The organism is Streptomyces sp. Ag109_O5-1, from assembly GCF_003814875.1.
GTDB classification, from domain to species: Bacteria; Actinomycetota; Actinomycetes; order Streptomycetales; family Streptomycetaceae; genus Streptomyces; species Streptomyces sasae.
In genome coordinates this window covers 6,349,739-6,373,741 of the sequence record NZ_RKQF01000001.1, presented here as the reverse complement: position 1 = coordinate 6,373,741, position 24,003 = coordinate 6,349,739, and the positions used below count along the sequence as shown (strand labels likewise).

Here is a 24,003-nt window from a genome sequence, read left to right as displayed (position 1 = left end):
CTCACGAGTTCGAATCTCGTATCCTCCGCCAGTGCCTCACCGGGCACGTTGTCGAAGGGCCCCTGGAAACAGGGGGCCCTTCGACGTTGTCCTCAGACCCCGTTGTCCGCACGCTGGCGAGGGTGCCTGGCTCCCCCCCATGATCTGGTCGATGACGCGATCCGGGACGGTGCTGGGCGTCGTGCAGCTGGCCGTTCTGCACTCCCGCGTTTTCCAGCAGCCGCTTCCAGTCGTGATAGTCCGTGTTCGGGCTCAGCGGTCCACCCAACGGCTTGGTGAACACGTAGTCCGACTCTTCCCACAGATCGCCGGCCGCCAGGGGGTGCCCTGGACACGGGGGCACCCCCTGGCACAGCAGGGCTGGAGGTTCGCCCGGGGAACCAACAAGTCCATTGTCATCGGCAAGGGCTGGGACAAGTACAACCTGCTGACGTGGTCCGGAGACCTCAACCGTGACGGCCGGTCCGACCTGCTGACCCGTGACCGGTCCGGAGTCCTGTGGTTCTACGCCGGCACCGGCAAGGGCACGGTGGCGTCGACCGCGTACTTGTGTCCGTGCAGACCGGCGCCCTTGAGCAGTTGGGCCGCAGCCTTGGCCGCAGCCTCCGTGACCGGCTCCACCTTGACCCGGGAGAGCGCCCATTGCAGTCGGGCCAGGTTCACCCTGGCATGGCTCACCTCCACGATGGTGTTGGCGCTGACGACAAGGTCCGCTCCCATGTCGTGGAACACCTGGAACAGCGCCAGAACCTTCCGGTCCTGCGCCACCCAGGCCGACAGCCCCTCGCTGTCCAGGACGACGGTCTCGATGTGCCCGCTCACGCGACGCTCGCGCCGCCGGCGGCCGACGTCGTACCGAAGATCCGCGCCCGCGCCTCGGCCAGCTCTTCCTCGCTGAAGGCCCCGTGCTCATCCGTGTGGCTGCGCAGGTCGGCTCCCAGAAGCTGGTGCCGGATCTGCCTGGCGACCGCTTCGGCCACGTAGCCGGAGACGTTGTCCGTGATCTTCTTCAGCTCCGCCACCTGCTCAGTGGGGAGCGTCACCGTGATCCGTGTGGTGTCAGCCATAGCCGCAGCATATTGCGGTATGCGCGCTACGTGGTGTCTGTTCCCCGCAGTCGGTCCATCGGGGAAGACTCCGGGATCATCACATCCGCATCCTGGGGCCTGACTGGTTCAGCGACCCTGGTAAGGGCGCTTACACCAGGAGTATGGTCTCTAGTATGGCGACGAAAAAAGTCACGGTGACGATCCCCGAAGATCTCCTCGACGAGATCCGCGCCGACGCGGCTGAGCGGGGGCTTTCGGCGTATGTAGCCGAAGCACTGCGATTCAAGCGCGATCGGGACCGGCTGCTGGAGCTGGTCAACTGGCTGCAGGAGGAGCACGGGCCGGTCACCGAGGACGAGCGCGCGGCAGCCCTCGCGGAACTGGACGATCTCGACGCCGAGCACGAGCGCCGTCGCACCGCCGGAGGACACGATGCCGGAGAGGCCGCGTGAAGAAGCGCGCCGGTGAGCACAGGCAGCGGCTACCGCGCGTCTTCGTACTCGACTGCGAAGCCCTGTCCCTGGCCGTGCGCGGCGACCGCAGGATGATCGCCTGGCTCGACCTCGCGGCCGAGGGTGAGGCCGAAGTGGTGACGTCTCCCATGACGCTGGTCGAGGCGTACGACGGCAGGACCACCGAGCAGCGCTGGGACTGGGTGCTCTCCCGACTCAAGGTCGCCGATATCGGAAAGGACGAGGCCCGCCAGGCCCGGCGTCTCTTGGCCGACGCCAAGCTGCACGGTCACAAGTACGCGATCGATGCCGTGCTCGCTGTCATCGCACGCCAGCAGAAAGGGCAGGTCACAGTCTTCACCTCGGACGTAGACGACCTGGAGAAGCTCCTCCCGGACACCATCGTCGTCAAGAAGGTATGACCCGGCGCCCTGGTTTCAGTTCTGTGTTGGGGGCGACCCCTCACGAGTTCGAATCTCGTGTCCTCCGCCGGCTCAGAGGGCCGGACCACGAAAGTGGCCCGGCCCTCTGGCGTTCGTCCGTCCCGGTTTCCGTCTCAGTCGGTCTCTGCGGAGTACCAACCAGGGGCGCTCTCCTCGGTGACGACCGGTTCCGCCCAGGCCGCGACCGCGAGGACGTCCCGCTTCACCATGTGCCCGTCGACGACCTCGTACAGCAGCCGCCGCACTCTGGGCCCGAGCCGGATCGCATACCGAACACCCTCGACGTCCACCGCGCCGATTTCGCCCCGGTCGCTGTCGGCGGCGAACCCTTCGGCCTCGACCACCTGTCTCGCTCCGGTGTCCTGCCCCTAGTGGTCGGAGCGGCGGTCGTCGGGCTCGTGGCCCGGGCAGAGGTCGAGCGTGGTGCACAGCATGATCTCCTGGCAGGGGCCCGCTGCCGGCTCCGTGTCCGCCTCGCCGTCGGCATGGGGCACGAACCGCCACTGCGACGCCTTGGCGTGCCGTGTGCCGTCCGCCCTCTCGACGTGGGCGTGCAGCGTGCGGGCCTCGGGGTCGTTGGTCTCCACCAGCACTTCGTCCGCGCGGAGCGGGAAGTGGTCGTGCAGCAGGCACAGGCCGAAACGGTTCAGATTCCCGTGCTTGGCCAGTACCGCCACCAGGTCCTCGACGAACTCGGCGTCCTGGGGTCCCAGCCCTTCGGCCTCCTCGAACCGGGGAAGCGGCTTGCGCGGGACGCCCACCGGGGTGTCGGTCATGAGTCCTCCGTCAATCGGCTGACGGTCACCGGCCTTCCATTCTCAGGCGCCGAACCAGGCCCCGCAAATGCCACCGGCACGCCCAAGGGGGTGTGTGTCAGACGTTCGACGTGTGTCTGTTCATGACAGATACAACGCTTTGTCTAGATTCGCCGGGGACAGGGAGAGGTGTCGGCCCTATGGCGATGACTCGATGGTGGCGGCTGCTGTCACTCGTGGTGCTGGTGTCATGCGTGTGGACGTGCGACCCGGCGTCGGCGCAACAGCGGCGGGACCCCGGTACCGGCTGCCAACCGGAACACCTCCGGGAAAGCAGCGTCGAGGCCACCTTGCGATTGCAGCAGCACAAGGAGTCGCACCCCTGGCTCGTCTCCGACATGACGGTACGGGTGCCGAGACTGTGGCCGCTCGCCAAGCAGCTGACGTTCAGCGTGCAGTCCCCGCAGTACCGCCTGGCCATGCGGTGCCTGCTGCTCGGGGACGAGACTCCCGGGGCGCGCAACGAGTGGCATCCCCGCGATCCCGTGGTGACCGCCACCGACTCTTCGGTCGAGGTGCACTACGTCGCGTACAACTGGATCACCACGAACAAACCGTTCCCCGTGGGCCCCTGGGAAATCGTCCCCGCAGGGAGAACGTGGATGGTCTATCTGTGGCCGCCGACACTTCAGACCGTCCGGTGGAAGCGGATCGAGGCCGATCTGGACGGCCTCTCCTTCAGCGACCTCGTGGAACGGGCGTCGTCCTCCACGGAGAACAAGCTGGTGTGGACGAACAGGCTGCCCCAAGAGGTCCAGGTGGAAATCGATCCGCCCCGGCTGCGCCAGCTGACGACGACGTTCACCCAGTCGGTCTGGGCCACCACGGGCGTCGCCTCGTGGTGGGTGTGCGCCTCGATCCTGATCGCCGTGGCCGCACTCCGTGCCCGGCGCACCGGAACAGCCGCCGAGCACGGGACGCCGCCCCCGCCACCGGTCGGGGACGCGGCCCGGCAACCGGCGGCGGATGGCCCCGACACCGACACCGACACCGAACACAGCACGAGCTTCACGCGAACGCTGCTGGAGTGGGCCGTACTCAGCGGGGCGGTCGCCCTGGGGCTGCTCATCCCATGGCAGGAAGCCAAACCCCTGTGGTGCGCCATTCTCGGCATCCTCGCGGGCCTGGCCCTGGTGCTCGTCGCCCGCCCCTGGGTCCTCGGCGCGCCACCGGCCGCACCCGGCGACCGCCCTGACGAGCCGGCCCCGTCCGGCGACGGCCGGCGTGGTCAGGCTCGCGCCGTCACGGCAGCCACGTGTGCGGTCGCGGGGATCGGCCTGCTGGTGATCGTGGCCCACGGTGCCTTCGGTCTTCCGGAGAACCTGGCGCCGGTGACGACAACCGCCCCGGGCCGCACCGGGCTTGTCCTGGTCGGCTTGGCCACCGTGTGGCTGTGGCTGGCCGCGATGCTCGCCTGGGCCTGGCGATTCGCGCACGAAGGAGGCTTGCTGCGCAAGCACTGGACCGAGCAGTGGGACGCGGTCCCGGCGCAGTGCGTCGCCGTCGTCGGATGTCTGCTGGCGGCCGTCGCCACGATTCTGCTCGGACTCGCCTGGCATGCGAGCGCGAAACAGTGGGGGCGCGTCAACTGGCTCGCCGAACACTACGACCCTGCCGAGTACAACAAGTACCAGAGCAAGCTGCTGGAGAACTTCTTCTTCAGCGACCTGAAATGGATCTTCGCCTACAGCTGGGTACTGACAGGCATCGCCCTGCTGGCGCTGCTGCGTTACCGCAACAGGCCGGCCCGCACACAGGGCCGCCGATTCGAGCGGTTCTCCCGCGGGCCGAGCAAGCTGGATCGCCTGCTGATCGTCTCCTTGTTCGCCTTATTCGTCGGAGTGCGGGCGGCGAAGTTCGCGAATGCCAGCGCACTGTACGGCGTCTGGCTGGTGCTGAACATCGTCGCCGTGTACGCGGTCCTCCGCATCGGACGCGACTGGTCCGTGTTGGGCCGGATGGGCAAGAGTTTCTATGCGAAAAGGCTGGGCACCGAGCCGCACCGGGACGAACTGGTGAAGAAGGCCCGCCACTACCTCACCGTCAACCACCAGAAGCGCCTGCTGGACCAAGGCCATGGAGACGGGGTGACCTCCGAGGGGCTGGAAAAGGAGCTGGAAGACCTGCGCAATTGGCTGGTCACCGCGTGCGGGGGAAACGAGCCGCCGGAGCAGATCTCGGTGCTGGACATCGCCCTGGCCTGGGGACCGTACGGGCGCTGGTGGTCCAATGCGGTCCGCGCGGGGCGTCTGGCATTCTGGTTCGGACTGCCGGCCACCGGGCTGTTGCTCTACTACCAGGCGCAGGCTCCCTACTGGCGAGCGCAGATTCTGTTCACCCCCGTCGGCATTCCGGAATTCGTCGCCGACCTGATCCTCTATCAGATGGCATGGGCGGCGGCCGGCTTCACGCTCGGGGCGCTGTGGCGCCTGCTGCCGGGACGCCGGAGCCAGGCACGGGCGTGGTTCCTCACCGCCGGCTACGGCGTCCCCGTGGTACTGGCCGCCGCGCTCATCCATTTCATCGACACGGATCCCCGCCAGCTGCTCCTGTACGCCGCCCTCCTCCTGTGCGTCCTGACGCTCACCAGCATCTGGATGGACCTGGCGACCTTCCGCAAGGACCTGCAGTACCAGTCCAGCCGTTTCGCCCTGCTGCTGTCCGTCTACCAGCTGCGCGGCCTGTCCGTTCAGATCGCCTGGGTCCTCGTCCAGGCGGCGGCCATCGTGGGGATCTGGGTCCATCTGACGCACTGAGGGGACCAGCCACCGACGGAGCCCGGGAGGCGGCCCTCCTACGACGCCGTCTCCCGGGCCCGGAGGCTGCCGTAGCGCTCCATGCGCTGCCACCGCACCCGCGAGCCCGACACCGCGGTGAAGACGGACTGGACGACCACCAGGTACATCAGCTGGCGGTAGACGAACTGCTGCAGAGGCAGGCTCCACAGCGAGCCGGGCCGTTCGCCGTCCAGGCGGAACGCGTACAGGCCCATCAGCAGTTGCAGCAGCAGGAACGCGAGCCACAGGGCGGTGATCCGGAGCGGGTCGAGGAAGAGCAGGCCGTAGACGGCGAAGACGTCGACGACCGGTGCGAGCAGGGGCAGCAGGACCTGGAAGAGCAGGAGGTACACCAGCCCCCGGCGGCCGAGCTTGCCTGCGGCACCGCGCTGGATCAGGGCGCCGCGGTGTTTCCACATGGCCTGCAGGGTGCCGTAGCACCAGCGGTAGCGCTGGCGCCACAGGGCGCCCAGGGACGCCGGTGCCTCGGTCCAGGCGATCGCATGCTCCTCGTAGACCACACGCCAGCCGGCCCGGCACAGCGCCATGGTGAGGTCGGTGTCCTCGGCGAGGGTGGTGTCGCTGACGCCGCCGAGGGCGAGCAGGGCGCGGCGGCGGAAGGCACCGACCGCGCCGGGCACGGTCGGCATGCACTCGGCGAGGTCGAACAGGCGGCGGTCGAGGTTGAAGCCGACCACGTACTCGATGTGCTGCCAACGGCCGAGCAGGCCACCGCGGTTGACGACCTTGGCGTTGCCCGAGACGGCTCCCACGCCCGGGTCGGCGAAGGGCTGCACGAGGGTGCGTACGGTGCCGGGTTCGAAGACCGTGTCGCCGTCGACCATGACCACGAGATCGCAGGTGGCGGCGGCGAGACCGGTGTTGAGCGCGGCCGGCTTGCCCGCGTTCTCCTGCCGGATCACCCGCACCCCCGGCAGGCCGAGGGACTCCACCAGGTCGGCGGTGCCGTCGGTGGAGCCGTCGTCGACCACGATGATCTCGACCGGATGGTCCGAAGCGAGCAGGGAGCGTACGGCGGCCTCGATTCCGGCGCTCTCGTTGTACGCGGGGACGATGACGCTGACCCGTTCGGTCACCGGCGGTCCCCAGGCCCCGGCCCGGTGTCCGTTGCGCAGCCGCCGGTGCCGGCGGGCCGCGAACAGCACGACCGCCGCGCGCAGGACGCTGACCGCACCGGCCGCGAACATCAGTACCTCCAGCAGCCGTACGATCCAGTCGCCGCCCCGCAGCAGGCCGATCAGGGCCATCCCCTGGAGGTGGTCGCCCAGTCCGGCGCGCTGGACCGGGCCGGCCATGCCGACCGCGGCGCCGACCGTCGCGAACCGGAAGCCCCGGGCCTTGAGCCGGGGTATCAGGGTGTTCAGCGCGGCGACGGTCTGGGCGCGGTCGCCGCCGCCGTCGTGCATGAGCAGGATCTGTCCGGCGCGGCCGTGCGGGGTGGCGTTCACGAGGATGCGTTCCGTACCCGGGCGCTGCCAGTCCTGGGCGTCCTGGGTGGAGAGCACCGTGACGTATCCGGCCGCGCCGGCCTGCTTCAGGACCGACCAGTCGGCGTCGTCCAGCGCGTCGTTCTCCGAGGAGTACGGCGGCCTCAGCAGCGCGGTGGTCACCCCGGCCGCGCCGGCCACCGCGAGCTGGGTCTCGCGCAGCTCCAGCGAACGCTGCCACGGGGCGAGGCGGGACAGGTCGGGGTGGGTGAAGGTGTGGATGCCGATCTGGTGGCCGTCGGCGACGATCCGCCGGACCAGGTCGGGGTGATCCACGACCTCGGTGCCGACGACGAAGAAGGTCGCGTGCACATGGTTGCGGCGCAGCACGTCGAGGATGCGCGGCGTCCAGGTGGGGTCGGGGCCGTCGTCGAAGGTGAGGGCGATGGTGCGGGTCTTCGGACGGGCGGTGTGCGGGGCGGTGTCGGCGTCCGCGATCACGGGGCCGCCCTGGGCCACCCGGCCGGGCACCGCTCTGGCGCGGCCCCGGGGGCCGGTCACGTCGTCCGAGGTGATCCCGAACATGTGGTGGGTGTAGCCCTGTAGCAGCAGGGCGGCCGACAGGGTCACCACGAGCACGCACAGCAGCAGCCAGTGGGTGCGGGGGGTGACCCGGCGGGTACGGCCGCGCAGACGGAGCGCAGCGGTGCGGCTTCGGCGATCGGTCATGTCAGGGCCTCGGATCACTTCACGGGCTTGTGGGACGAGCCGATGGCGCGCCCCTTGCCGGAGTGCGCCGCAGTGGCACCGGCGCTGGGGGCCGCGGTGGGAGTCGCGGAGGAAGTCGCGGAGGGATTCCCGGTGGTGGCGGCGGTCGGGGAGGCGGTGCCGGCCGGTGTCGTGGTCGGCTCGGACGTGGCCGCGGCGGCGGTCGAGGCCGTCGGGCGACCGGTCGGGCCGGAGGCGGTCCGGCTCGCACCGGGACGGGAGCCGTCGTACGCCGTACCGGAGTTCGCGCTTCCTGCCGGGTGGCCGGTGCCGGCCGGGGAGCCGGGGGCGGTCGCGTGCGGCGTGGCCGTGTGCGGGGTGTCCGGCAACGGGACGAACGGGGCGCTGATGGTGGGACCGCCCAGGACCGTGCTGATGAGCAGGGCGACATAGCAGGCGGCGGGGATCACCAGCAGCCGTGCGGCGCGGCGCACACGGCGCTGGCGGCGGCCCGAGGCGTCCACGAAGACGGGCCGCGCCTGATCGTTCTCCGGCGAGTCCCGGTCCGGGGGCGGCACGGTGATGACGTCACCGTGCGGAGAGTCCACGGTGCCGAGGTGGTCCGTCCCGGCCCCGGGGAGCGGAGCGCCGGTGGCCCGGAGGTTCGGCTCCGGCACGGTCGGATCGGGAGCGGCGGTGGCGGTGCCGCCCTCGTGGCCGTGGCCGTACCCGTAACCGGCACCGCCGTACGACTCCTCGCCGTACGCCCGGCCGCTCTCGTCCGTCATCTGCACGAAGTCCCGCCCCTGTCCATGCGGACGACCGACATGGTCGTCCGCATGGACAGTGCGCGCGAGCCCGAAACTGTTACACCTCCCACCCCGGAAGGCCACATGTGAGCGGTGCGGTCGGGCCAGGCGTGGGCTAGGCGGCGATCCGTATCTTCTGCGTCACCGTCACCTGGTCCAGGTCCGACACCCGTACCGTCAGCTTCATCGTCCACTCGCCCGCGATGGGGAGGCTGACGGAGTTGGTGGCCCAATAGCCGCCGCGGTCGGCGAGGTTCGCGGGGAGCGGGCCGATCTTCTGGGCGGCGAGGGTGAAGGAGAGGCCGAGTTCGGGGACGGTGGAGATACCGCCGTCCTGGGCGAAGACGACCGCCTGCACGGAGTTCTTGCCGACCCGGCCCGGGTCCAGGGTGATCTGTACCTTGCCCCGGCCGTTCGGGGTGCCCACGTCGAACGGGACCATGGCGACGACGGCCGCGGGTATCCCGACCTCGCTCGTCGACGCTCCCGACGCGGCCGCCTCCGCCGCCGCGCGGCCGGGCAGGGTGCCGGTGAGGATCGTGGTGACGACGAGGACGACCACGCCGACGGCGACTTCGGCGAGGACCGAGCGGCGCAGGGCCAGGTGGCCGGGCGTGGCGGACGGCTCCTCCGGAGGCCGGGAGCCCTCCGGGGGGTGGGGGTCCGCCGGGGAACCGGAGTCCGCCGGCGCCTCGGGGCCCTCCGGGGAGCCGGGGTCCCCCTCCGGGAGCGGGGCGCCGACCGTCTGCGGGACGCGGGCGCGGGCCGCCGTGGCCGGTGCGGCCGCCAGCTTCGCCGTCCAGCGGCGGGACCGGGAGGCCGCCGCCAGCAGCAGGGTCACGGCGACGAGTTTGACCAGGAGGAGCCTGCCGTACGACGTGTCGGTGAGCGCCTGCCAGGAGCCCAGACCGCGCCAGGACTGGTAGACGCCGGTGCCGACGAGGACCGTCACCGAGGCGAAGGCCACCCGGGAGAAGCGGGTGACAACGGCGGCGGGGAGGGGCGTGGCGGTGGCCCGGTAGAGGGTGACGAGGAGGGCCGTAAGGCCGCCCAGCCAGAGCGCCATCGCCAGCAGGTGCAGCACCGAGGACGTCATCGCCAGGGGGACCTGGATGCCGGCGGAGGCGTGTTCCGCCACCGCCCAGGTGAGCGCCAGGGCGATGGCGAGGACGGCTGCCGTGGCGAGCAGCGCACGGGACGGGCGGGTCGGGTCCGCGCGCTTGCGGAGCAGGAGGTAGAGGCCCGCGACGATCGCCAGCAGGGCGGCCCTGGCGAGCAGGGCCAGGCCGGGGCGGCCTGTCGCGGACCCGGCCAGGGCGGAGAGGTCGAAGGCCGTCGCCGGGGAGGTGCCCTCCTCGTACGGGGAACGCAGGACGAAGAGGAAGAGCGTGGCGGCCAGCAGGGCCCACCAGGCCGTCCGGATCGGCTTGCGCAGGGGGGTGGGGTCCGGGGGGCGGCAGACGGTGATGAAGGCGACGGCGCCGATCAGCAGGGCCACGGCGAGGTACGCGACGTAGCGGCCCATGTTGTAGAGGCTGTCGGTGGCCGGGTTCTCGACCGGGCCGGTGGAGACCGGCACCGTGGTCGCCGACGGTTTGCCCACGGAGAAGGTGAGGGCACCGGAGACGGGGTGGCTGTCCGCCGACACGACCCGCCACGCCACGGTGAACGTGCCGGTACCGAGCTTCTTCGGGAAGGTGATCCGGGCGGTGTCCGAGCCGGCCGGACCGTGTTCCGCCTCGCCGGTGGTGACCCGGTGGTTGGTGGGGTCGTACACCCGGAACGAGTCGTCGAGCAGGCCGACGGACTCGGTGAAGGTCAGGGTGACGGATCCGGGCGCCGACTTGAGTACGGCGCCGTCGGCGGGGTCGCTGCCACGCAGCGCCGCGTGTGCGGAGGCGGGGGCCGCAGATGCGAAGAGGAGGGCGGCGAGGAGGGTGCCGATCAGAGTCAGGGACCGTAGCGCCCTGTGCCTGGTCGGCGTCGGCTGCTGGTCGTGTTCTTCGCCCACGTCACCGTCCTGAGTTCGGAAACACGCGTTCGTGTGTCATACGGATGGGGGGCGTTTGGGACTCATTTTGTCTGCGGGTGAGTGGGGCCGGTCGCGCCCACGCGGCGGAGCCGCACATCGATACGGCCCCACGCCCCTTTCGGGGCGCTCCAGTTCGGGCGTTGAAAGACATCACCATGTCGGTCGAGCAGACACCCCTCCGTCCACCACCAAATTGTGACCGCTGATCCAGGATGCGAGCGGCGAGAGCAGGAAGACCACCGCGTTCGCCACATCCTCCGGGCTGCCCAACCGGCCTGTCGGTGCCGCCTCCTGCCATCTCCTCACCCCCTCCGGCCAGGCCTCCTCCAAACCCTCCCTGTCGATCAGGCCCGGAGAGACGGTGTTGACGCGGATGCCGGAGGGTCCGTACTCCAGGGCCGCCGCTCTCGCGTGCATGACGACCGCCGCCTTCGACGCGCTGTAGTGGGCGTGGCCCGGGGCCGGGTGGGTCGCCTCGATGGAGGCGATGTGGGTGATCGTGCCGCCGCCGGGCTGGGCGCGCATCAGCTCGGCGGCGGCCTGGGTGCAGGCGAAGACGCTGGTGAGGTTGGTGTCGACGACCGTGCGCCAGTCGGCCACGGTCATACCGGGCAGGGACTGTACGGGTTGTACGGCCGCGTTGTTGACCAGAGCGGTCAGGCGGCCGCCTCCCCAGGCTTCCGCCTCGCGGACGATCCGGTGGCAGGTCTGCTCGTCGCGCAGGTCTCCCTGTACGACGGTCGCCCGGTCGCCGATGGCCGCGGCGGTCTCGTGTGCCGCCGTCGCCGCGGTGCGGCAGTGCAGGGCCACCGCGGCGCCCTCCTCGGCCAGGCGCCGGGCGATGGCGCGTCCGATGCCGCCGCTCGCGCCCGTGACCAGGGCGGTCTGTCCGTCCAGCAGATGGGTCATGGGCGGCAGAGTTCCGTGATCCGGGCGGCTTCGGAGGGGTAACGCGCCGTGAGGTGGGCCGCGTTCCCGTGTTCGTAGCTCTCGAAGGTGAATCCGGGGGCCATGGTGCAGCCGAAGAAGGTCCAGGTGCCGGGGGCCGCCACCCGGGCGCCCATCCAGGTGCCGGCCGGGACGGTGAGCTGGATGCGCTGGCCGTTCCGTATGTCCGGGCCGAGGACGGGGGTACGGGTGGTGCCGTCGGGGGCGAGGAGCAGCAGGGCGAGGGGGTCGCCGAGGTAGAAGTGCCAGACCTCGTCGGAGGGGAGGCGGTGCAGGGCGGAGTAGTCGTCGGCGGTGAGGAGGGCGACGATCGCGGAGCCCTCGGGGCGGCCGTCGGCGCGCGCGGGACCTTCCCAGGTGCGCCGGAACAGGCCGCCCTCGCGGGGGATCGGCTCCAGGTCGTAATGGGCGATGAGGTCCTCAGGCGTCATCATCCGGGAAGGCTACCTGCCGGGTGAGAAAGGCCAGTTGGGCGTGCTTCTCGGGCAGGTGGACGTCCGGGAGGTCGATTTCGGGGAGTACGACGGCCGGGCCGAGTGCGAAGCCCTGGCGTTCGAAGCGGGCGATCGCCTTCTCGTTGCGGACGTCGGGGTCCACGACGATGCGGTGGCGGCCGAGGCCGCGCAGGGCATACGCCATGAAGGCGGTCAGAAGGGCCTCCGACCAGCCGGGGCGGGGGCCCTCGGGTCCGGCCGGGGCGAGGAGGACATGGATCCCGATGTCGCCGGGGCGGACGTCGTAGCACTCGCTCACGCGGTCGGCCTCCGGCTCGTACGTCTGGAGGAGCGCGACCGGTTCGCCGTCCTTCTCGGCGAGGTAGGCGTGGTGGGTGTCGAGGGTGGCCATGTGGGCGTAGATCTCGGTCACTTGGGCGTGGGTGAGGCCGGTCATGCCCCAGAAGACGGCGCGTTCTTCGCTGACCCAGGTGTGGACGGCGTCCGTGTCGCGCGCCGGGTCGAGGGGGCGGAGGCGGACGGTGCCGAAGCCGGGGAGGGCGTGCTCGAAGACGGGGTGGCGCTCGGACATCGGTCCGGTCTCCTCTGCGTCGATGGGGTCGGTGGGGTCGGTGGGGTCGGTGGGGTCGGTGGGACCAGTCGGATCAATCGGATCGATCGGATCCATGGGGTCCACGCGTTCCAGCCGGTCCCAGTCGGTGCTGACCGGCGCCAGATCTCCCTTGAGCCACAAGGGGAGTTGGTCGGTGTTGTGGGGTGCGCCGGGGACGCCGTCCGCGCCGTGCGGTACCACCCAGAGGCTGTCGTCGCGGTGGGCGAGGTCCCAGACGTACCGGGCGGCCGGGCCGCGCGCGGAGAGGTCGGTGAGGCCGGGCACGGCGGAGGTGCACAGCACGCAGTCGTGGTCGCCGGACAGCCCCGGTCCGTCGTACGACGGCTCGGGCAGCGCCCGCCAGGGGGCGAGGCGGTGGGTGTCGCCCCAGGGGCCGGTGGGCTTGTGGGCGGCGACTTCCTCGATCGCCGTACGGACGACGGCGGGGCGGTCGACCCCGTACAACTCATCGGCGCGGAGAAGGTGTTCCAGGGCGAAGGCGATACGGGGGGTGAGGGCGAGCCAGGGGAGCAGGACCTCGGGGTAGGCGGGGGTTTCGGTGAGGGCGGCGAAAGCGGGGTGGGCGGCGAGGTGCCGTACGACCGCGGTGCGTACGGCCGCGTACACGGCGGCGTCCGTGCTGTCGGCGTCCATCCGGCGGTCCCAGGCCAGGAGGCGGTCGCGGAGTTCGGTGGCCGCGGGGGTGAGGCCGTCGAGGGCGGCGAGGTGGTCGAGGAGGGGGGCGGCGGAGGCGAGGTGGGTGTCGGTGTGGATCGCGGGCAGGCCGGCGGCGGACCAGGTGCGGCGCTCGTCGAGGAGGGCGCGGATGCGGTCGGCGCGGTGGGGTGGGGCGAACTCGACGCCGAGAGGGGTGGCCGGGCCGCGCTGATTGGCCATCACGGCCACACCGTCGGTGATGTCGCCGTACGGCATCTCGTGCCAGCCCTGCCATTCGTGGCCGGGGAGCCAGGCGGGGGCGAGCCGGGTGCGGTTGGTGCGGGAGCGGACGGGGACGCGACCGGCGACGCGGTGCAGGGTGCCTCCGGCGGTGTCGGCGGCGTGCACGACGTTGACGGGCTCGGCCCAGGCGTCGAAGGCCCGGTCGACGTCGGCGACCCGGCGGGCGCGGAGGAGGGGGAGCAGGGCGCCGAAGCCGAGGTCGTGGGTGACGCGGGGTGGGTAGCGCAAGGCCAACGCCTCGGCTTCGCCTTCGGCGTGAGTCCTCCCACCCGCACCAGCCGTGCGGCTTTCATGGTCAGGTGCGGGTGGCCCTTGTGGGGGCCGAGCGCCGTCGGCGGCTGCCGGCTCGTGGGGCGTGTCAGGCAACTCGGGCGTCGACGCGCCGCTTTCGTGAGCGGGACCGGGCAGCGACTGCGGCGGCCGAGTGCCGTCGGCGGGCATCGGCATGGGTGCCGTGTCGGATTGTTCGGTGCGGTCGGCTTCCGTCAGCTCCGGCTCCTGCGGCTGCTCCGGTGCTTTCTCTTCGTCCAGGCCCTCCGGGCCCCCGGCGATCACCGGGCCTCGTTCGGTCTCGATCACCTCGATCCGTACCGGGGGTTCGCCCGCGACCTCCACTGTCTCCGTGTGGCGTTCGGCTCGGGTCCATGTGCCGTTCCGAGCCAGCGCCTCCACTCCGGTTTCCGTGCGCCGCAGACGCTCTCGGTAGAGGTCCTGGTAGTCCGCCATCGCGTTGGTGATGGACCAGGCGACCGTGCCGGTGTGGGCGAAGTGGGCGATGCCGGGGACGCCGGGTACCGCCAGGCCGATGACATCGAACTCCGGGCAGGAGAGGTGGATCTGCTGGTAGACCCCGGGCGCCTCGATGAAGCGGTGGGGGTCGCCGGCGAGGAGGGCGTGGCCGGTGGTGGTGCGGGAGCCCGCGAGCAGCCAGCCGTTGCTGCCCGCGGTGCCGGGGCCGTCCGTGGCGAAGAGGGGGACCGCCTCCTCGCCCAGGTGCCGTATCGCCTCCTCGCGCCACAGCTTGGCCGGGAAACCGGCGAACAGGATGTGGGTGGCCAGCCAGATACCCAGGGGATGCCAGGGCTCCCAGCTGCCGGGGGCCAGGCCCGTACGGGCGAACTCGGGGGTGCGGGCGGCGCCGGCGGCCAGGCCCTCGTTGACGCCGGCCACGTACGCCCGTACCCAGTCCGCCGTCTCCGGGTCCTGTCTCTCCAGCGCCTCGAAGCAGCGTCTCGCCGTGTCCGCCAGACGGGCCCGGCGGGCGAAGACGTCCCAGGTGACGGCCGAGGAGCCGAGGAAGGACGCCGACGTGCCCTGTACGCGGTGCCGCTCCACCTCCAGTTGCCAGGCCCGGTCGACGGCCGTGACCCGGCCCTGCGCGCGGGCGAGTTCCCGGGCGTCGCCCGCCCGCAGATGCGGGATGCCCCAGGCGTCGCGGAACGTCTCGATGGTCACCCTGTGACACCCCTTGCGTGAGGTTAGCCTTACCTAAGCAAAATCGTGGGGGAATCGTACGTGAGGCGTGTGAGGGCCGGGCAGGGCGGGCGGCGGCGAGCGCGCGTCGCCGGTCCGGGCGCGGGATCATCGAGCCATGGACGCCAACGCCAACGCCCCCGTTCTGCATCTCGCCCAGGACCCCGAGGCCGACGAACTCCTCAGCCGCAGCAGGCTCGCCGCGCTCACCGGCATGCTGCTCGACCAGCAGGTCCCGATGGAGTGGGCGTTCAAGGGACCGGCCACCATCGCGCGGCGCATGGGCACGGACGACCTGGACGCGCACGAGATCGCCGCCCAGGACCCGGAGGCGTTCGCCGCGCTGCTCTCCGAGAAGCCGGCGGTGCACCGGTATCCCGGCTCCATGGCCAAGCGGATCCAGCAGCTGTGCCAGTACCTCGTCGAGCACTACGACGGTGACGCCGAGGGCATCTGGCGCGACGTCGACAGCGGGGCGGAACTGCTGAAGCGCCTCCAGGAACTGCCCGGGTTCGGGAAGCAGAAGGCGCAGATCTTCCTGGCCCTGCTGGGCAAGCAGCTGGGGGTGGCGCCGAAGGGGTGGCGGGAGGCCGCGGGGGCGTACGGGGAGGCGCGGTCGTACCGGTCGGTGGCCGACATCACGGGGCCCGAGTCACTGGCCAAGGTGCGGGCTCACAAGCAGGAGATGAAGGCGGCGGCGAAGGCCGCGAAGTCGGCTGGGGCCGACGGCGGGTGACGATGCGTTGTCGGGTGCGGGTGCGTTGTGGCTGGTCGCGCCCGCGCGGCGGAGCCGCATATGAATACAGCCCCGCGCTCCTAGGTAGGGACGGTCGGGGGCGTTGCAACGTGCCCTTGGACAGGGACGGTCGGCGGCGTTGTGGCGTGGGTGTCTCCGTCACCCGGGTGGCCTTTCCCCGATGGCAGGGCCGTCTCCCCCGGTCTCAGCTGGAACCATGACCGAGCCCCCCAGCACCGGCCCCGCCGACGACGACCGCAGAGCGCACTCCGGTGCGTGGCGTGAACCCGAACCGGCCTTCGAGGGGCCGTTGCACGCCCTGTCCAAGGCCGCCTGGCAGACCGTGCTGTTCACCGGGATCGCCTCGCTGATCCTCGGCGTCCTGGTTCTCGTCTGGCCCGGTCCCTCGCTGCTCGCCGCCGGTGTGCTCTTCGGCGTCTATCTGCTGATCAGCGGCGTCTTCCAGCTGGTCGCCGCGTTCGGCACGCACAAGACGACCTCGCTGCGGGTGCTGGCTTTCATCAGCGGCGCGCTGTCGATCCTGCTGGGCCTGTTCTGCTTCCGCGGCCCGCTGGAGTCGATCCTGCTGCTCGCCCTGTGGATCGGGATCGGCTGGCTGATCCGCGGGATCACGCAGACGATCGCCGCCGTGCACGACCCCGGGATGCCTGCCCGCGGCTGGATGATCTTCCTCGGGATCGTCACCTTCATCGCCGGCGTCGTGCTGATCGTCTCGCCGTTCAGGTCGGTGGCCGTGCTGACCCTCGTCGCCGGCGTCTGGCTGGTCGTCGTCGGCATCGTCGAGATCATCGCCTCGTTCGGCATCCGCAGCCGCGCCAAGCTGATCCCGCAGTCACTGTGAGCGACGTCAACCTTGCGCCGCACCGGTACGCCGAGCGAGCGGATCTCGCGCCCGCCGCGATGAACACCGCCCGTCGCGCGGGGAGATGACCGCCATGAGCAGCGGTGCCGCATCCGGACGCCCGCAGCCCGGCCGACAGGCCCGGCTGCGGGCGCTCGTGCTGCTGCTCGCCCTGCTGCTGGCCGGCGCCCCGACGGCGGCCCTCGCCGCCGGTGTCCCCACTGCCTCGGCCGCCTCCGCCAACACCCTCGAACACGACGTCCTCGACACCCCGCTACGGCCCCCCGCCCGCGCCGTCCACCGAGCCGACGTACCGGAGCGCCCCTCGCCGCTCCCCGAACCGGCGGCCGGCGGCTGCCCGGCGGACCACCACCGCCGGTGCCCGACGGCACCGCGCCCGCCGTACGCCGCGCCCCTCCTGCGCACCGTGGTCCTGCGCTGCTGACCGACCGACCGGCCCCGCGTTTCCCCAGGTCAGTCAGTTCTACGCAAGGAACACAGCCATGTCCTCAGACCCGTACGCGGTCCTGCGCGCCCTGCTGCGCGCCGAAGCCGTTCGCAGCGCACCGAAGCCGGAGGAGAAGGCGGCGCAGCCGCAGCGGCCGCGGCCCCAGGAGCAGAAGAACGGTTGATGCCGAGGTGAGCCGGGCGGTGCGCCCGGCTCACCTGCCCACTTGCTCACCTGCGCCTGCGGGCCGTGCCGAACAGCGACCGCGTGATCTCCCGGCCGAGCTGCGTGCCCACGGACCGGGCGAGGGACTTGAACATCCCGCTGCCGACCACCTGTTCGACAAGGGAGGGTTCCTCTTTCTTCGCGGGCTGCGGCTCCGCGGCGGGGGCCGGCTGTGCCGCGCGCAGCCTCTCGTACGCCGACTCGCGGTCCACAGCCTGTGCATAACGTCCGTGGAGGGCCGAGCCCCGCACCGCCGCGTCCAGCTCCGCCGCGTCCACCGGTCCCATCAGGGACTCCGGCGCCCGCAGACGGGTCGCCGCGACCGGTGTCGGGGCGCCGCTCTCGCTGAGCACGGTGACCACGGCCTCGCCGATGCCCAGCCCGGTGAGGAGCTCCTCAAGGTCGTACGACGACTTCGGGAAGGTCCGCACGGTCGCCTTCAGCGCCTTCTGGTCCTCCGGGGTGAACGCCCTGAGGGCGTGCTGGACACGGTTGCCGAGCTGGGCCAGAACGTCGGACGGTACGTCCTTCGGGGTCTGTGTGACGAAGAAGACGCCGACTCCTTTCGAGCGAATCAGGCGCACCGTCTGGGTGATCGATTCCAGGAACGCCCTCGACGCGTCACCGAAGAGCAGATGCGCCTCGTCGAAGAAGAAGACCAGCTTCGGCCGGTCGGCGTCGCCGATCTCGGGGAGGTCGTGGAAGAGGTCGGCCAGCAGCCACATCAGGAACGTCGAGAACAGCAGGGGTTTGTCCTGGACGGCGGGGAGTTCGAGGACCGAGACGACCCCGCGGCCGTCCGGTGCCGTACGCAGGAGGTCGGCCGTGTCGAACTCCGGCTCGCCGAAGAAGTCCGTCATGCCCTGTGCCTCGAAGGCGGTCAGGGAGCGCAGGATCACCCCGGCCGTGGCCGTCGAGAGCCCTCCGATGTCCTTCAGCTCGGCCCTGCCCTCGTCGGAGGTGAGGAAGGCGACCACCGCGCGCAGGTCCTTGAGGTCGATCAGCTCCAGGCCCTTGGTGTCGGCGTAGTGGAAGATCAGGCCGAGGGACTGCTCCTGGGTCTGGTTGAGCCGGAGCACCTTGGAGAGCAGCACCGGGCCGAAGCTGGTGATCGTCGCCCGCACGGGAACGCCCTGGCCGAGGCCGCCGAGCGCGAGGAACTCGGCGGGGAAACCGGTCGCCGTCCAGTGCTGGCCGACCTCACCCGCCCGGCCCTGGACCCTGTCGTTCGGCTGCCCGGGCCTGGCGATCCCCGACAGGTCGCCCTTGATGTCCGCCAGGAACACCGGTACGCCCTGCGCGGAGAGCTGTTCGGCGATCAGCTGGAGCGTCTTGGTCTTGCCGGTGCCGGTGGCGCCGGCGACCAGGCCGTGGCGGTTGAGCATGGGGAGGGGGATCCGGACCGGGGCGTCGGGATGGCACCGCCCGTCCCAGAGGAGGGCCCCGAGGTCCAGCGCCGGACCGGTGAAGGCGTACCCGGAGGCGATCGCGGCGACCTCGGGGACCTCGGCGGCCCCGGCCGGGGGCGCACCACCGGCTTCACCGGCGTTCGTCATCGGACCCCCTGTTGCCGTTTAGCCCCTTTGATTACCTTTACGGTGTCTTTTCCAGCGTCGCACTCGGTCGCCATGGCTGCGCCCGGAACGTCTGGACCGGTAGGCTTTCCGTGTGATCTTCAAGCGCATCGGAAACGGCCGGCCGTACCCCGACCACGGCCGGGAGAGCACCCGGCAGTGGGCGGACGTCGCGCCGCGCCCGGTCCGCCTCGATCAGCTCGTGACGACCAAGGGGCAGCTCGACCTGGAGACCCTCCTCGCCGAGGACTCGACGTTCTACGGCGACCTCTTCGCGCATGTCGTGAAGTGGCAGGGCGACCTGTACCTGGAGGACGGGCTGCACCGCGCGGTCCGGGCCGCCCTCCAGCAGCGTCAGGTGCTGCACGCACGCGTGCTCGAACTCGACTGACGCCCGCTCACCACCCGTCGTTCCGCGCCGGTTGCCCCTTTCGGGTTAGAGCGTGCACCGTCGGATGATCATCTATTAGTCAACGCTCGCGTGGCGCACTACGCTGCGCTCATGAGCATGCTGACTCCCCCCGGCATGGGCGGCCAGTACCGGATCACAGGGGACAAATACCCTCGCATGCGCCCGCGCCGGCGGCGTGCCCGGCTCGTCCTCTCCGTGGTCGCCTCCGTCACCGCGCTCGGCCTGGTCGGCTGGGGCACCCTGCAGCTCATCGACGTCTTCTCGGGCGGCGACAAGACGGCAGCGGCGGCCGGCTCGACCACCGACTGCGTCAAGCAGGCCGTGGCGAGCGCGAGTCCGGCGGCCGGGCCGTCGGCGGCGGCGCTGCCGAAGCCGGCCCAGATCACGGTGAACGTCTACAACGCCACGACCCGCACGGGCCTGGCCAAGGACACCGCGGACGAACTCAAGAAGCGCGGCTTCAAGATCGGCGACGTCGGCAACGCGCCGACGAAGTTCGACCAGAAGGTCAAGGGCACGGCGATACTGCTGGGCCCCGCGTCCGCCCTGAAGACCTCGCTCCCGGTCCTGGCCACGCAGTTGACGGCGGCCGACCAGCGCACGGAGGCGGGCCGCAAGGGCGCCGCCGTGGACCTGATCATCGGCGACGCGTTCAAGACCCTCACACCCCAGGCGACGGCCGCGCAGGCGATCGCGTCCCTGTCCGACCCCCAGCCGAAGGAATCGAAGAAGCCCTGCTGAGGACCACCGCCACGGCTGATCGCCGTGGCGACGGCCAAAGCCTCGGACGCGATCACAACTGCAGCGCCCCGTAGACCAGCGCGCCCTCAGGGGCGCTGGGGGTACCCCCGGCCGAAGGCTGGGGAGGAACTGCGCGAGCGGCCGCGACGGCCCCGCGGACGCTCCCGCCACCCCTACGGCGCCGGGGCGCCCGGCGCCCTACTCGGCCGCGCCGTAGAGGCGGTCCCCCGCGTCTCCCAGCCCCGGCACGATGTACCCGTGCTCGTTCAGGTGGTCGTCCACCGCCGCCGTCACCACCGTGACCGGCGTGCCCGCCAGCTCGCGTTCCATGACCTCGACGCCCTCCGGCGCGGCCAGCAGGACCACCGCCGTCACATCGTCCGCGCCGCGCCGGATGAGCTCGCGGATCGCCGCGACCAGCGTGCCGCCCGTGGCCAGCATCGGGTCGAGGACGTACACCTGGCGCCCGGAGAGGTCCTCCGGCATCCGCGAGGCGTACGTGGACGCCTGCAGCGTCTCCTCGTTGCGGATCATGCCCAGGAAACCCACCTCGGCGGTCGGCAGCAGCCGCACCATGCCGTCCAGCATGCCGAGCCCGGCCCGCAGGATCGGCACGACCAGCGGCCGCGGGCGGGCGAGTTTGACGCCGGTCGTGCGGGCGACCGGGGTCTGGATGTCGACGGCCTCGGTCCGCACGTCCCGGGTCGCCTCGTAGGCGAGCAGGGTGACCAGTTCGTCGGCGAGCCGCCGGAACGTCGCGGAGTCGGTGCGCTGGTCGCGCAGCGTGGTGAGTTTGTGGGCGACCAGGGGGTGGTCGACGACGTGGAGACGCATGCCCATAACAGTAACCGCGTCCACGTACACCTCGCGCTGGCCCGCGCTGGCCCGCGTCGGCATCAAACCCCCCGTCCGGGGGAATGTGGGAGGCACGGATCGAGGTGGTGTGACCGTGCCTGAGCTGCCCGACCGCGCATACGGCGGCCCCGAGGGCGAGACGGACGCCGAGCGGCGCCGCCGCCGCGCCCGGTTCCTGCGCGAGCTCGCCGAGGCGCGGGCACTGCGCGACCGGGTGCAGCCCCGCCGCGCCAAGGTGGCCCGGCTGCGCCACGCCATGCGTATGCGGACGTTTCGCTGGTAAGAGCCAGTAAGACTGTAAGACAGGTAAGGGTCGTGCAGCCGATCCTTCGGCAAAGATCCACTCCTTGTGGCGTGTTGCGGTCCGCCATGGGCAAGGCCGTGCGTGGGCTGCGAGAAAACCCGCGTACGATCCGCAGGTGGCGGCAACGAGTGCGCTGGTGACTGCGTTCACGGACGCACGGATGGCTCTTTGCATACGTGCGATCAAAACTGCCAGACACAGGGAGCCGAAGACGTCCCCTGAACGCCTTGTTTCTGCCACGATTCCGAGTGGGTGGGGCTCGGAGCACAGCTCTCCCCGCCCAGAACCTCCGCCGGGGGGACCCCCAACCGGCACGCCTAAGACCAGTGGGAGAGTCACGGTGTACTTCGCCGCACTGCTCGCGCGCACCGAAGACGGGTGGGAAGCGAGCGACACAGAGCTCGACGATGTGGAGACCCTGTCGGACCTGGCCGACCTGGCCCGGGAATCGGCGTCGGACGCCGACGACACGGTGCTCGTCTTCATCGAGCAGGAAGACGCTTGGTTCGGCGTCGTGCGCATCGACGGTGAGGAGGACCCCCGGGTCTTCGTCTCCAGCGCTGCCGCCGCCGCCCGCAGCTCGTACGGAGAGCTCCTGCTCACCGACGAAATGCTCGGAAGGGAGCCCAAGGACGACGCCGACGACCTGGACGCCCTCGACCTCGACGGCACCGAGGACGGTGAGCCGGAGACCGAGGACGACGAGGACACCGACACCTCCGCCGTGCCCGCGGGCCCGGTCGGCGACACCGGGATCCTCGAAGACCTGGGCGTGAGCGCGAAGGAGCTGCTGGCGCTCAGCGACGACGCGCTCAGCGAGATCGCCGAGGCTCTGGGCGCCGCCGAGGTCCTGGAGACCGTCCGCTGACCCTCCACGAGGCAGCCGGGTCCCCGGACCCGGTACGCGACCGCTGGCGGGCCGCGATGCGGCTCGCCCTGGACGAGGCCGGCCAGGCCGTCCGGGGCGGGGACGTCCCCGTCGGCGCCGTCGTGCTGTCCCCGGACGGTACGACGGTCCTCGCGGCCGGTCACAACGAACGCGAGGCCACCGGCGACCCCACCGCGCACGCCGAGGTGCTGGCGCTGCGCCGGGCCGCCGCACGGCTCGGCGAGTGGCGGCTCACCGGCTGCACCCTCGTGGTCACGCTGGAGCCCTGCACGATGTGCGCGGGCGCCCTGGTCCAGTCCCGGGTGGACCGGGTCGTCTACGGCGCCCGCGACGACAAGGCCGGCGCGGCCGGGTCCCTCTGGGACGTCGTACGGGACCGTCGTCTCAACCACCGCCCCGAGGTCGTCCAGGGCGTCCTGGCCGAGGAATCCGCCCGCCTGCTCACGGACTTCTTCCGTACCCGCTGACATGCCCGCCGGGGCCTGCTCCCGAGCCGCCTCCGGAGCGCTCGAATACGGATTTCAGAGCACGGCCCCCCTTGCTGTAAGGTCTCCCTCGGTAGCGTGTCCGAGCGGCCGAAGGAGCTCGCCTCGAAAGCGAGTGTGGCGCAAGTCACCGAGGGTTCAAATCCCTCCGCTACCGCAGGTAGAAAGGGTGCCCAGTCCATCGGACCGGGCACCCTTTCGGCTTCCGTCTCAGTTTCCGTCTCAGTTGGCCCGTACGAGCGATCCTGAGAGCCCATCGTCATCGTCGTCCGAGCCGTCTCCGGCTGGCTTCCAGATGAGCCCGTCGACCCGCTGGGCAACCTCGTTCCGGACCGAGTCGACCATGTGCTGATACCGCGCCGCCATGGCCGTGGTGGACCAACCCATCAGACCCATGACGGCCCGCTCGGAAACCCCGAGGATCAACAGGACGGTAGCGGCGGTGTGACGAGCATCATGCAGACGGCCGTCTCGCACCTTCGCGTTTTCGAGCAGCTCCTTCCAGTCGTCGTAGTCCGTTCGGGGCGAAGTTCCCCGCCCGGTGGGCGTGGCGAATAGCCAGCCCTCATCCGTCCACTTGTCCCCCGCCGCCGCGCGTTCGGCATCCTGCTTGACCCGATGGACTCGGAGCAGATCCACAAGCTGTGAGGGGAGCCCGACCGCCCGCCGTCCGGCGCGGGACTTGGTGTCGGCCGTCTCGGGGTTCGTGCGCTGTCGCTGCGGGCAGTAGCCGGCCTTCCTTCCGCAGGGGTCGCCACACCCGTGGGCGTAGCGCGGCCGGCGGCGGCTCCGGCGGACCATGAGAACGCCCCGCTCCAGGTCGACGTCAGCCCACTTGAGGCCCAACGCCTCCCCCTGCCGGAGCCCGAGGGCGAGCGCCACGGCCCACCGAGCCGAGTTGCGGCGGTCGTCGGCAGTCCGCAAGAGCCGCTGCACCTCTTCGACGGTGTAGGGCTCCACCTCTTCCTCTCGGAGGCGGGGTGCCTTGGCGAGTTGGACGGGGTTCCGTCCCAGGTGACCGCGCCGTACAGCCTCGTTCAGCGCGGTGCGGAAGGTGCGGTGAATCTGGTGGATCGTTCCGGCCTTACGGCCGTCTGCCTGCATGTTGCCGTAGAAGCGTTCGATGTGCTCCGGCCTAAGCTTGTCGAGCCGGTGAGCACCGAGGGCGGGAATCAGGTGCTTCCGGACGGCGACCCCGTAGCCGACCATCGTGTTCTCGTTCACGGCAAGCGGGGCGATGGTCTCGACCCAGTGAGTCAGCCACGTCTTGACCGTCCAGGGCTTTCCCGGCTTGGCCAGGGTCTTCGCCTCGCGCTGCTTCTCCAGCTCACGGACGGCGGCGGTCACTTCGGCACGGGTCTTGCGTTCGACGTGGCGCCGGTCGGGGCTCCCGTCATCGCGGATGCCGACGGTGACTCGACCGTGCCACTTCCCGTCACTGCCCTGGTAGATGGACGATCGGCCGTTCGGCTGACGGGTGCGCTTTTTGTCGTTGTTGGCTTCGGCCATGC

General features: G+C 71.0%; 24 protein-coding genes, 1 tRNA gene and 1 pseudogene. 13 read left to right on the top strand and 13 right to left on the bottom strand.

The window, feature by feature from the left end:
- Nucleotides 1–525: 525 nt before the first annotated feature.
- Both EDD90_RS28775 and EDD90_RS28770 read right to left on the bottom strand, forming a co-directional pair.
- A pseudogene (locus EDD90_RS28775) lies at nucleotides 526–822 on the bottom strand (DNA-binding protein); the annotation flags it as partial.
- Complete coding sequence (locus EDD90_RS28770; protein WP_123975866.1) at nucleotides 819–1,067, bottom strand: hypothetical protein; 249 nt, start codon at nucleotides 1,065–1,067, stop codon at nucleotides 819–821. The gene EDD90_RS28770 and the pseudogene EDD90_RS28775, both read right to left, overlap by 4 nt.
- A 155-nt stretch (nucleotides 1,068–1,222) precedes the next feature.
- On the opposite strand from EDD90_RS28770, the gene EDD90_RS28765 reads away from it, so the two are divergent.
- The gene (locus EDD90_RS28765; RefSeq protein ID WP_123975865.1) at nucleotides 1,223–1,501 is read left to right on the top strand and encodes a CopG family transcriptional regulator; all 279 of its coding nucleotides are present in this window, start codon (nucleotides 1,223–1,225) and stop codon (nucleotides 1,499–1,501) included.
- A complete protein-coding gene (locus tag EDD90_RS28760; protein WP_123975864.1) occupies nucleotides 1,498–1,923 on the top strand; it encodes a PIN domain-containing protein in 426 nt (141 codons plus the stop codon). Before EDD90_RS28765 ends, EDD90_RS28760 begins: the two co-directional genes overlap by 4 nt.
- 134 nt (nucleotides 1,924–2,057) lie before the next feature.
- Here the strand turns inward: EDD90_RS28760 and EDD90_RS28755 are convergent, their stop codons facing one another.
- Nucleotides 2,058–2,288 (bottom strand): hypothetical protein, encoded by a 231-nt coding sequence (locus tag EDD90_RS28755; protein WP_123975863.1) that lies wholly within the window; start codon nucleotides 2,286–2,288, stop codon nucleotides 2,058–2,060.
- Between the two features lie 24 nt (nucleotides 2,289–2,312).
- Nucleotides 2,313–2,720 (bottom strand): hypothetical protein, encoded by a 408-nt coding sequence (locus EDD90_RS28750; protein WP_123975862.1) that lies wholly within the window; start codon nucleotides 2,718–2,720, stop codon nucleotides 2,313–2,315.
- A 179-nt stretch (nucleotides 2,721–2,899) separates the two neighbouring features.
- Between EDD90_RS28750 and EDD90_RS28745 the strand changes: the two genes are divergently transcribed.
- Nucleotides 2,900–5,515, top strand: a complete 2,616-nt coding sequence (locus EDD90_RS28745; RefSeq protein ID WP_123975861.1) for a DUF6185 family protein — start codon at nucleotides 2,900–2,902, stop codon at nucleotides 5,513–5,515.
- A gap of 38 nt (nucleotides 5,516–5,553) precedes the next feature.
- On the opposite strand, the gene EDD90_RS28740 is transcribed toward EDD90_RS28745, so the two are convergent.
- The 6 genes from EDD90_RS28740 to EDD90_RS28715 all read right to left on the bottom strand — a co-directional run bounded on the left by EDD90_RS28740 (nucleotide 5,554) and on the right by EDD90_RS28715 (nucleotide 14,943).
- Nucleotides 5,554–7,713 carry a bifunctional polysaccharide deacetylase/glycosyltransferase family 2 protein gene (locus EDD90_RS28740; RefSeq protein WP_123975860.1) on the bottom strand — a complete coding sequence of 720 codons (2,160 nt, stop codon included), beginning with the start codon at nucleotides 7,711–7,713 and terminating at the stop codon, nucleotides 5,554–5,556.
- A gap of 14 nt (nucleotides 7,714–7,727) precedes the next feature.
- Nucleotides 7,728–8,480, bottom strand: a complete 753-nt coding sequence (locus EDD90_RS55705; protein ID WP_185149256.1) for a hypothetical protein — start codon at nucleotides 8,478–8,480, stop codon at nucleotides 7,728–7,730.
- A gap of 136 nt (nucleotides 8,481–8,616) precedes the next feature.
- Nucleotides 8,617–10,455 carry a copper resistance protein CopC gene (locus tag EDD90_RS28730; RefSeq protein WP_123981759.1) on the bottom strand — a complete coding sequence of 613 codons (1,839 nt, stop codon included), beginning with the start codon at nucleotides 10,453–10,455 and terminating at the stop codon, nucleotides 8,617–8,619.
- Nucleotides 10,456–10,683: 228 nt separating this feature from the next.
- Nucleotides 10,684–11,442: an SDR family NAD(P)-dependent oxidoreductase gene (locus EDD90_RS28725; RefSeq protein WP_123975859.1), complete on the bottom strand. Its 759-nt coding sequence runs from the start codon at nucleotides 11,440–11,442 to the stop codon at nucleotides 10,684–10,686.
- Nucleotides 11,439–11,912 carry a cupin domain-containing protein gene (locus tag EDD90_RS28720; protein WP_123981757.1) on the bottom strand — a complete coding sequence of 158 codons (474 nt, stop codon included), beginning with the start codon at nucleotides 11,910–11,912 and terminating at the stop codon, nucleotides 11,439–11,441. The genes EDD90_RS28725 and EDD90_RS28720 overlap by 4 nt, the downstream gene beginning before the upstream one ends.
- Nucleotides 11,902–14,943 carry a GNAT family N-acetyltransferase gene (locus tag EDD90_RS28715; protein ID WP_123975858.1) on the bottom strand — a complete coding sequence of 1,014 codons (3,042 nt, stop codon included), beginning with the start codon at nucleotides 14,941–14,943 and terminating at the stop codon, nucleotides 11,902–11,904. The genes EDD90_RS28720 and EDD90_RS28715 overlap by 11 nt, the downstream gene beginning before the upstream one ends.
- Nucleotides 14,944–15,079: 136 nt before the next feature.
- On the opposite strand from EDD90_RS28715, the gene EDD90_RS28710 reads away from it, so the two are divergent.
- From EDD90_RS28710 to EDD90_RS57635, 4 genes are all read left to right on the top strand, one after another.
- The gene (locus EDD90_RS28710) at nucleotides 15,080–15,697 is read left to right on the top strand and encodes an HhH-GPD-type base excision DNA repair protein (RefSeq protein WP_123975857.1); all 618 of its coding nucleotides are present in this window, start codon (nucleotides 15,080–15,082) and stop codon (nucleotides 15,695–15,697) included.
- Between the two features lie 217 nt (nucleotides 15,698–15,914).
- Nucleotides 15,915–16,559, top strand: a complete 645-nt coding sequence (locus tag EDD90_RS28705) for an HdeD family acid-resistance protein (RefSeq protein ID WP_123975856.1) — start codon at nucleotides 15,915–15,917, stop codon at nucleotides 16,557–16,559.
- A gap of 94 nt (nucleotides 16,560–16,653) precedes the next feature.
- Nucleotides 16,654–17,004, top strand: coding sequence for a hypothetical protein (locus tag EDD90_RS55700; RefSeq protein WP_185149255.1), 351 nt, complete (start codon nucleotides 16,654–16,656; stop codon nucleotides 17,002–17,004).
- Nucleotides 17,005–17,062: 58 nt separating this feature from the next.
- Nucleotides 17,063–17,191, top strand: coding sequence for a hypothetical protein (locus EDD90_RS57635; protein ID WP_260328131.1), 129 nt, complete (start codon nucleotides 17,063–17,065; stop codon nucleotides 17,189–17,191).
- 46 nt (nucleotides 17,192–17,237) lie between these two features.
- Here the strand turns inward: EDD90_RS57635 and EDD90_RS28695 are convergent, their stop codons facing one another.
- A complete protein-coding gene (locus EDD90_RS28695) occupies nucleotides 17,238–18,788 on the bottom strand; it encodes a helicase HerA-like domain-containing protein (protein ID WP_123975855.1) in 1,551 nt (516 codons plus the stop codon).
- Nucleotides 18,789–18,900: 112 nt separating this feature from the next.
- Between EDD90_RS28695 and EDD90_RS28690 the strand changes: the two genes are divergently transcribed.
- A complete protein-coding gene (locus tag EDD90_RS28690) occupies nucleotides 18,901–19,197 on the top strand; it encodes a type II toxin-antitoxin system VapB family antitoxin (protein WP_003999914.1) in 297 nt (98 codons plus the stop codon).
- Nucleotides 19,198–19,308: 111 nt separating this feature from the next.
- Nucleotides 19,309–19,959, top strand: a complete 651-nt coding sequence (locus tag EDD90_RS28685; protein WP_260328130.1) for a LytR C-terminal domain-containing protein — start codon at nucleotides 19,309–19,311, stop codon at nucleotides 19,957–19,959.
- A 198-nt stretch (nucleotides 19,960–20,157) separates the two neighbouring features.
- Here EDD90_RS28685 and upp read toward each other — a convergent pair whose 3' ends face one another.
- A complete protein-coding gene (gene upp / locus EDD90_RS28680; RefSeq protein WP_123975854.1) occupies nucleotides 20,158–20,793 on the bottom strand; it encodes a uracil phosphoribosyltransferase in 636 nt (211 codons plus the stop codon).
- A gap of 115 nt (nucleotides 20,794–20,908) precedes the next feature.
- Here upp and EDD90_RS28675 point away from each other — a divergent pair, with 115 nt between their 5' ends.
- From EDD90_RS28675 to EDD90_RS28660, 4 genes are all read left to right on the top strand, one after another.
- A complete protein-coding gene (locus tag EDD90_RS28675; protein WP_185149254.1) occupies nucleotides 20,909–21,097 on the top strand; it encodes a hypothetical protein in 189 nt (62 codons plus the stop codon).
- A gap of 361 nt (nucleotides 21,098–21,458) precedes the next feature.
- Nucleotides 21,459–21,986 carry a hypothetical protein gene (locus EDD90_RS28670; RefSeq protein ID WP_123975852.1) on the top strand — a complete coding sequence of 176 codons (528 nt, stop codon included), beginning with the start codon at nucleotides 21,459–21,461 and terminating at the stop codon, nucleotides 21,984–21,986.
- 56 nt (nucleotides 21,987–22,042) lie between these two features.
- Entirely contained in the window at nucleotides 22,043–22,474 is a 432-nt protein-coding gene (gene tadA, locus EDD90_RS28665; protein WP_260328129.1) for a tRNA adenosine(34) deaminase TadA, read from the top strand.
- A gap of 90 nt (nucleotides 22,475–22,564) precedes the next feature.
- A tRNA-Ser gene (locus EDD90_RS28660) sits at nucleotides 22,565–22,649 on the top strand.
- Nucleotides 22,650–22,714: 65 nt separating this feature from the next.
- Here EDD90_RS28660 and EDD90_RS28655 read toward each other — a convergent pair.
- Nucleotides 22,715–24,001: a site-specific integrase gene (locus tag EDD90_RS28655; RefSeq protein WP_123975850.1), complete on the bottom strand. Its 1,287-nt coding sequence runs from the start codon at nucleotides 23,999–24,001 to the stop codon at nucleotides 22,715–22,717.
- Nucleotides 24,002–24,003: the final 2 nt, after the last annotated feature.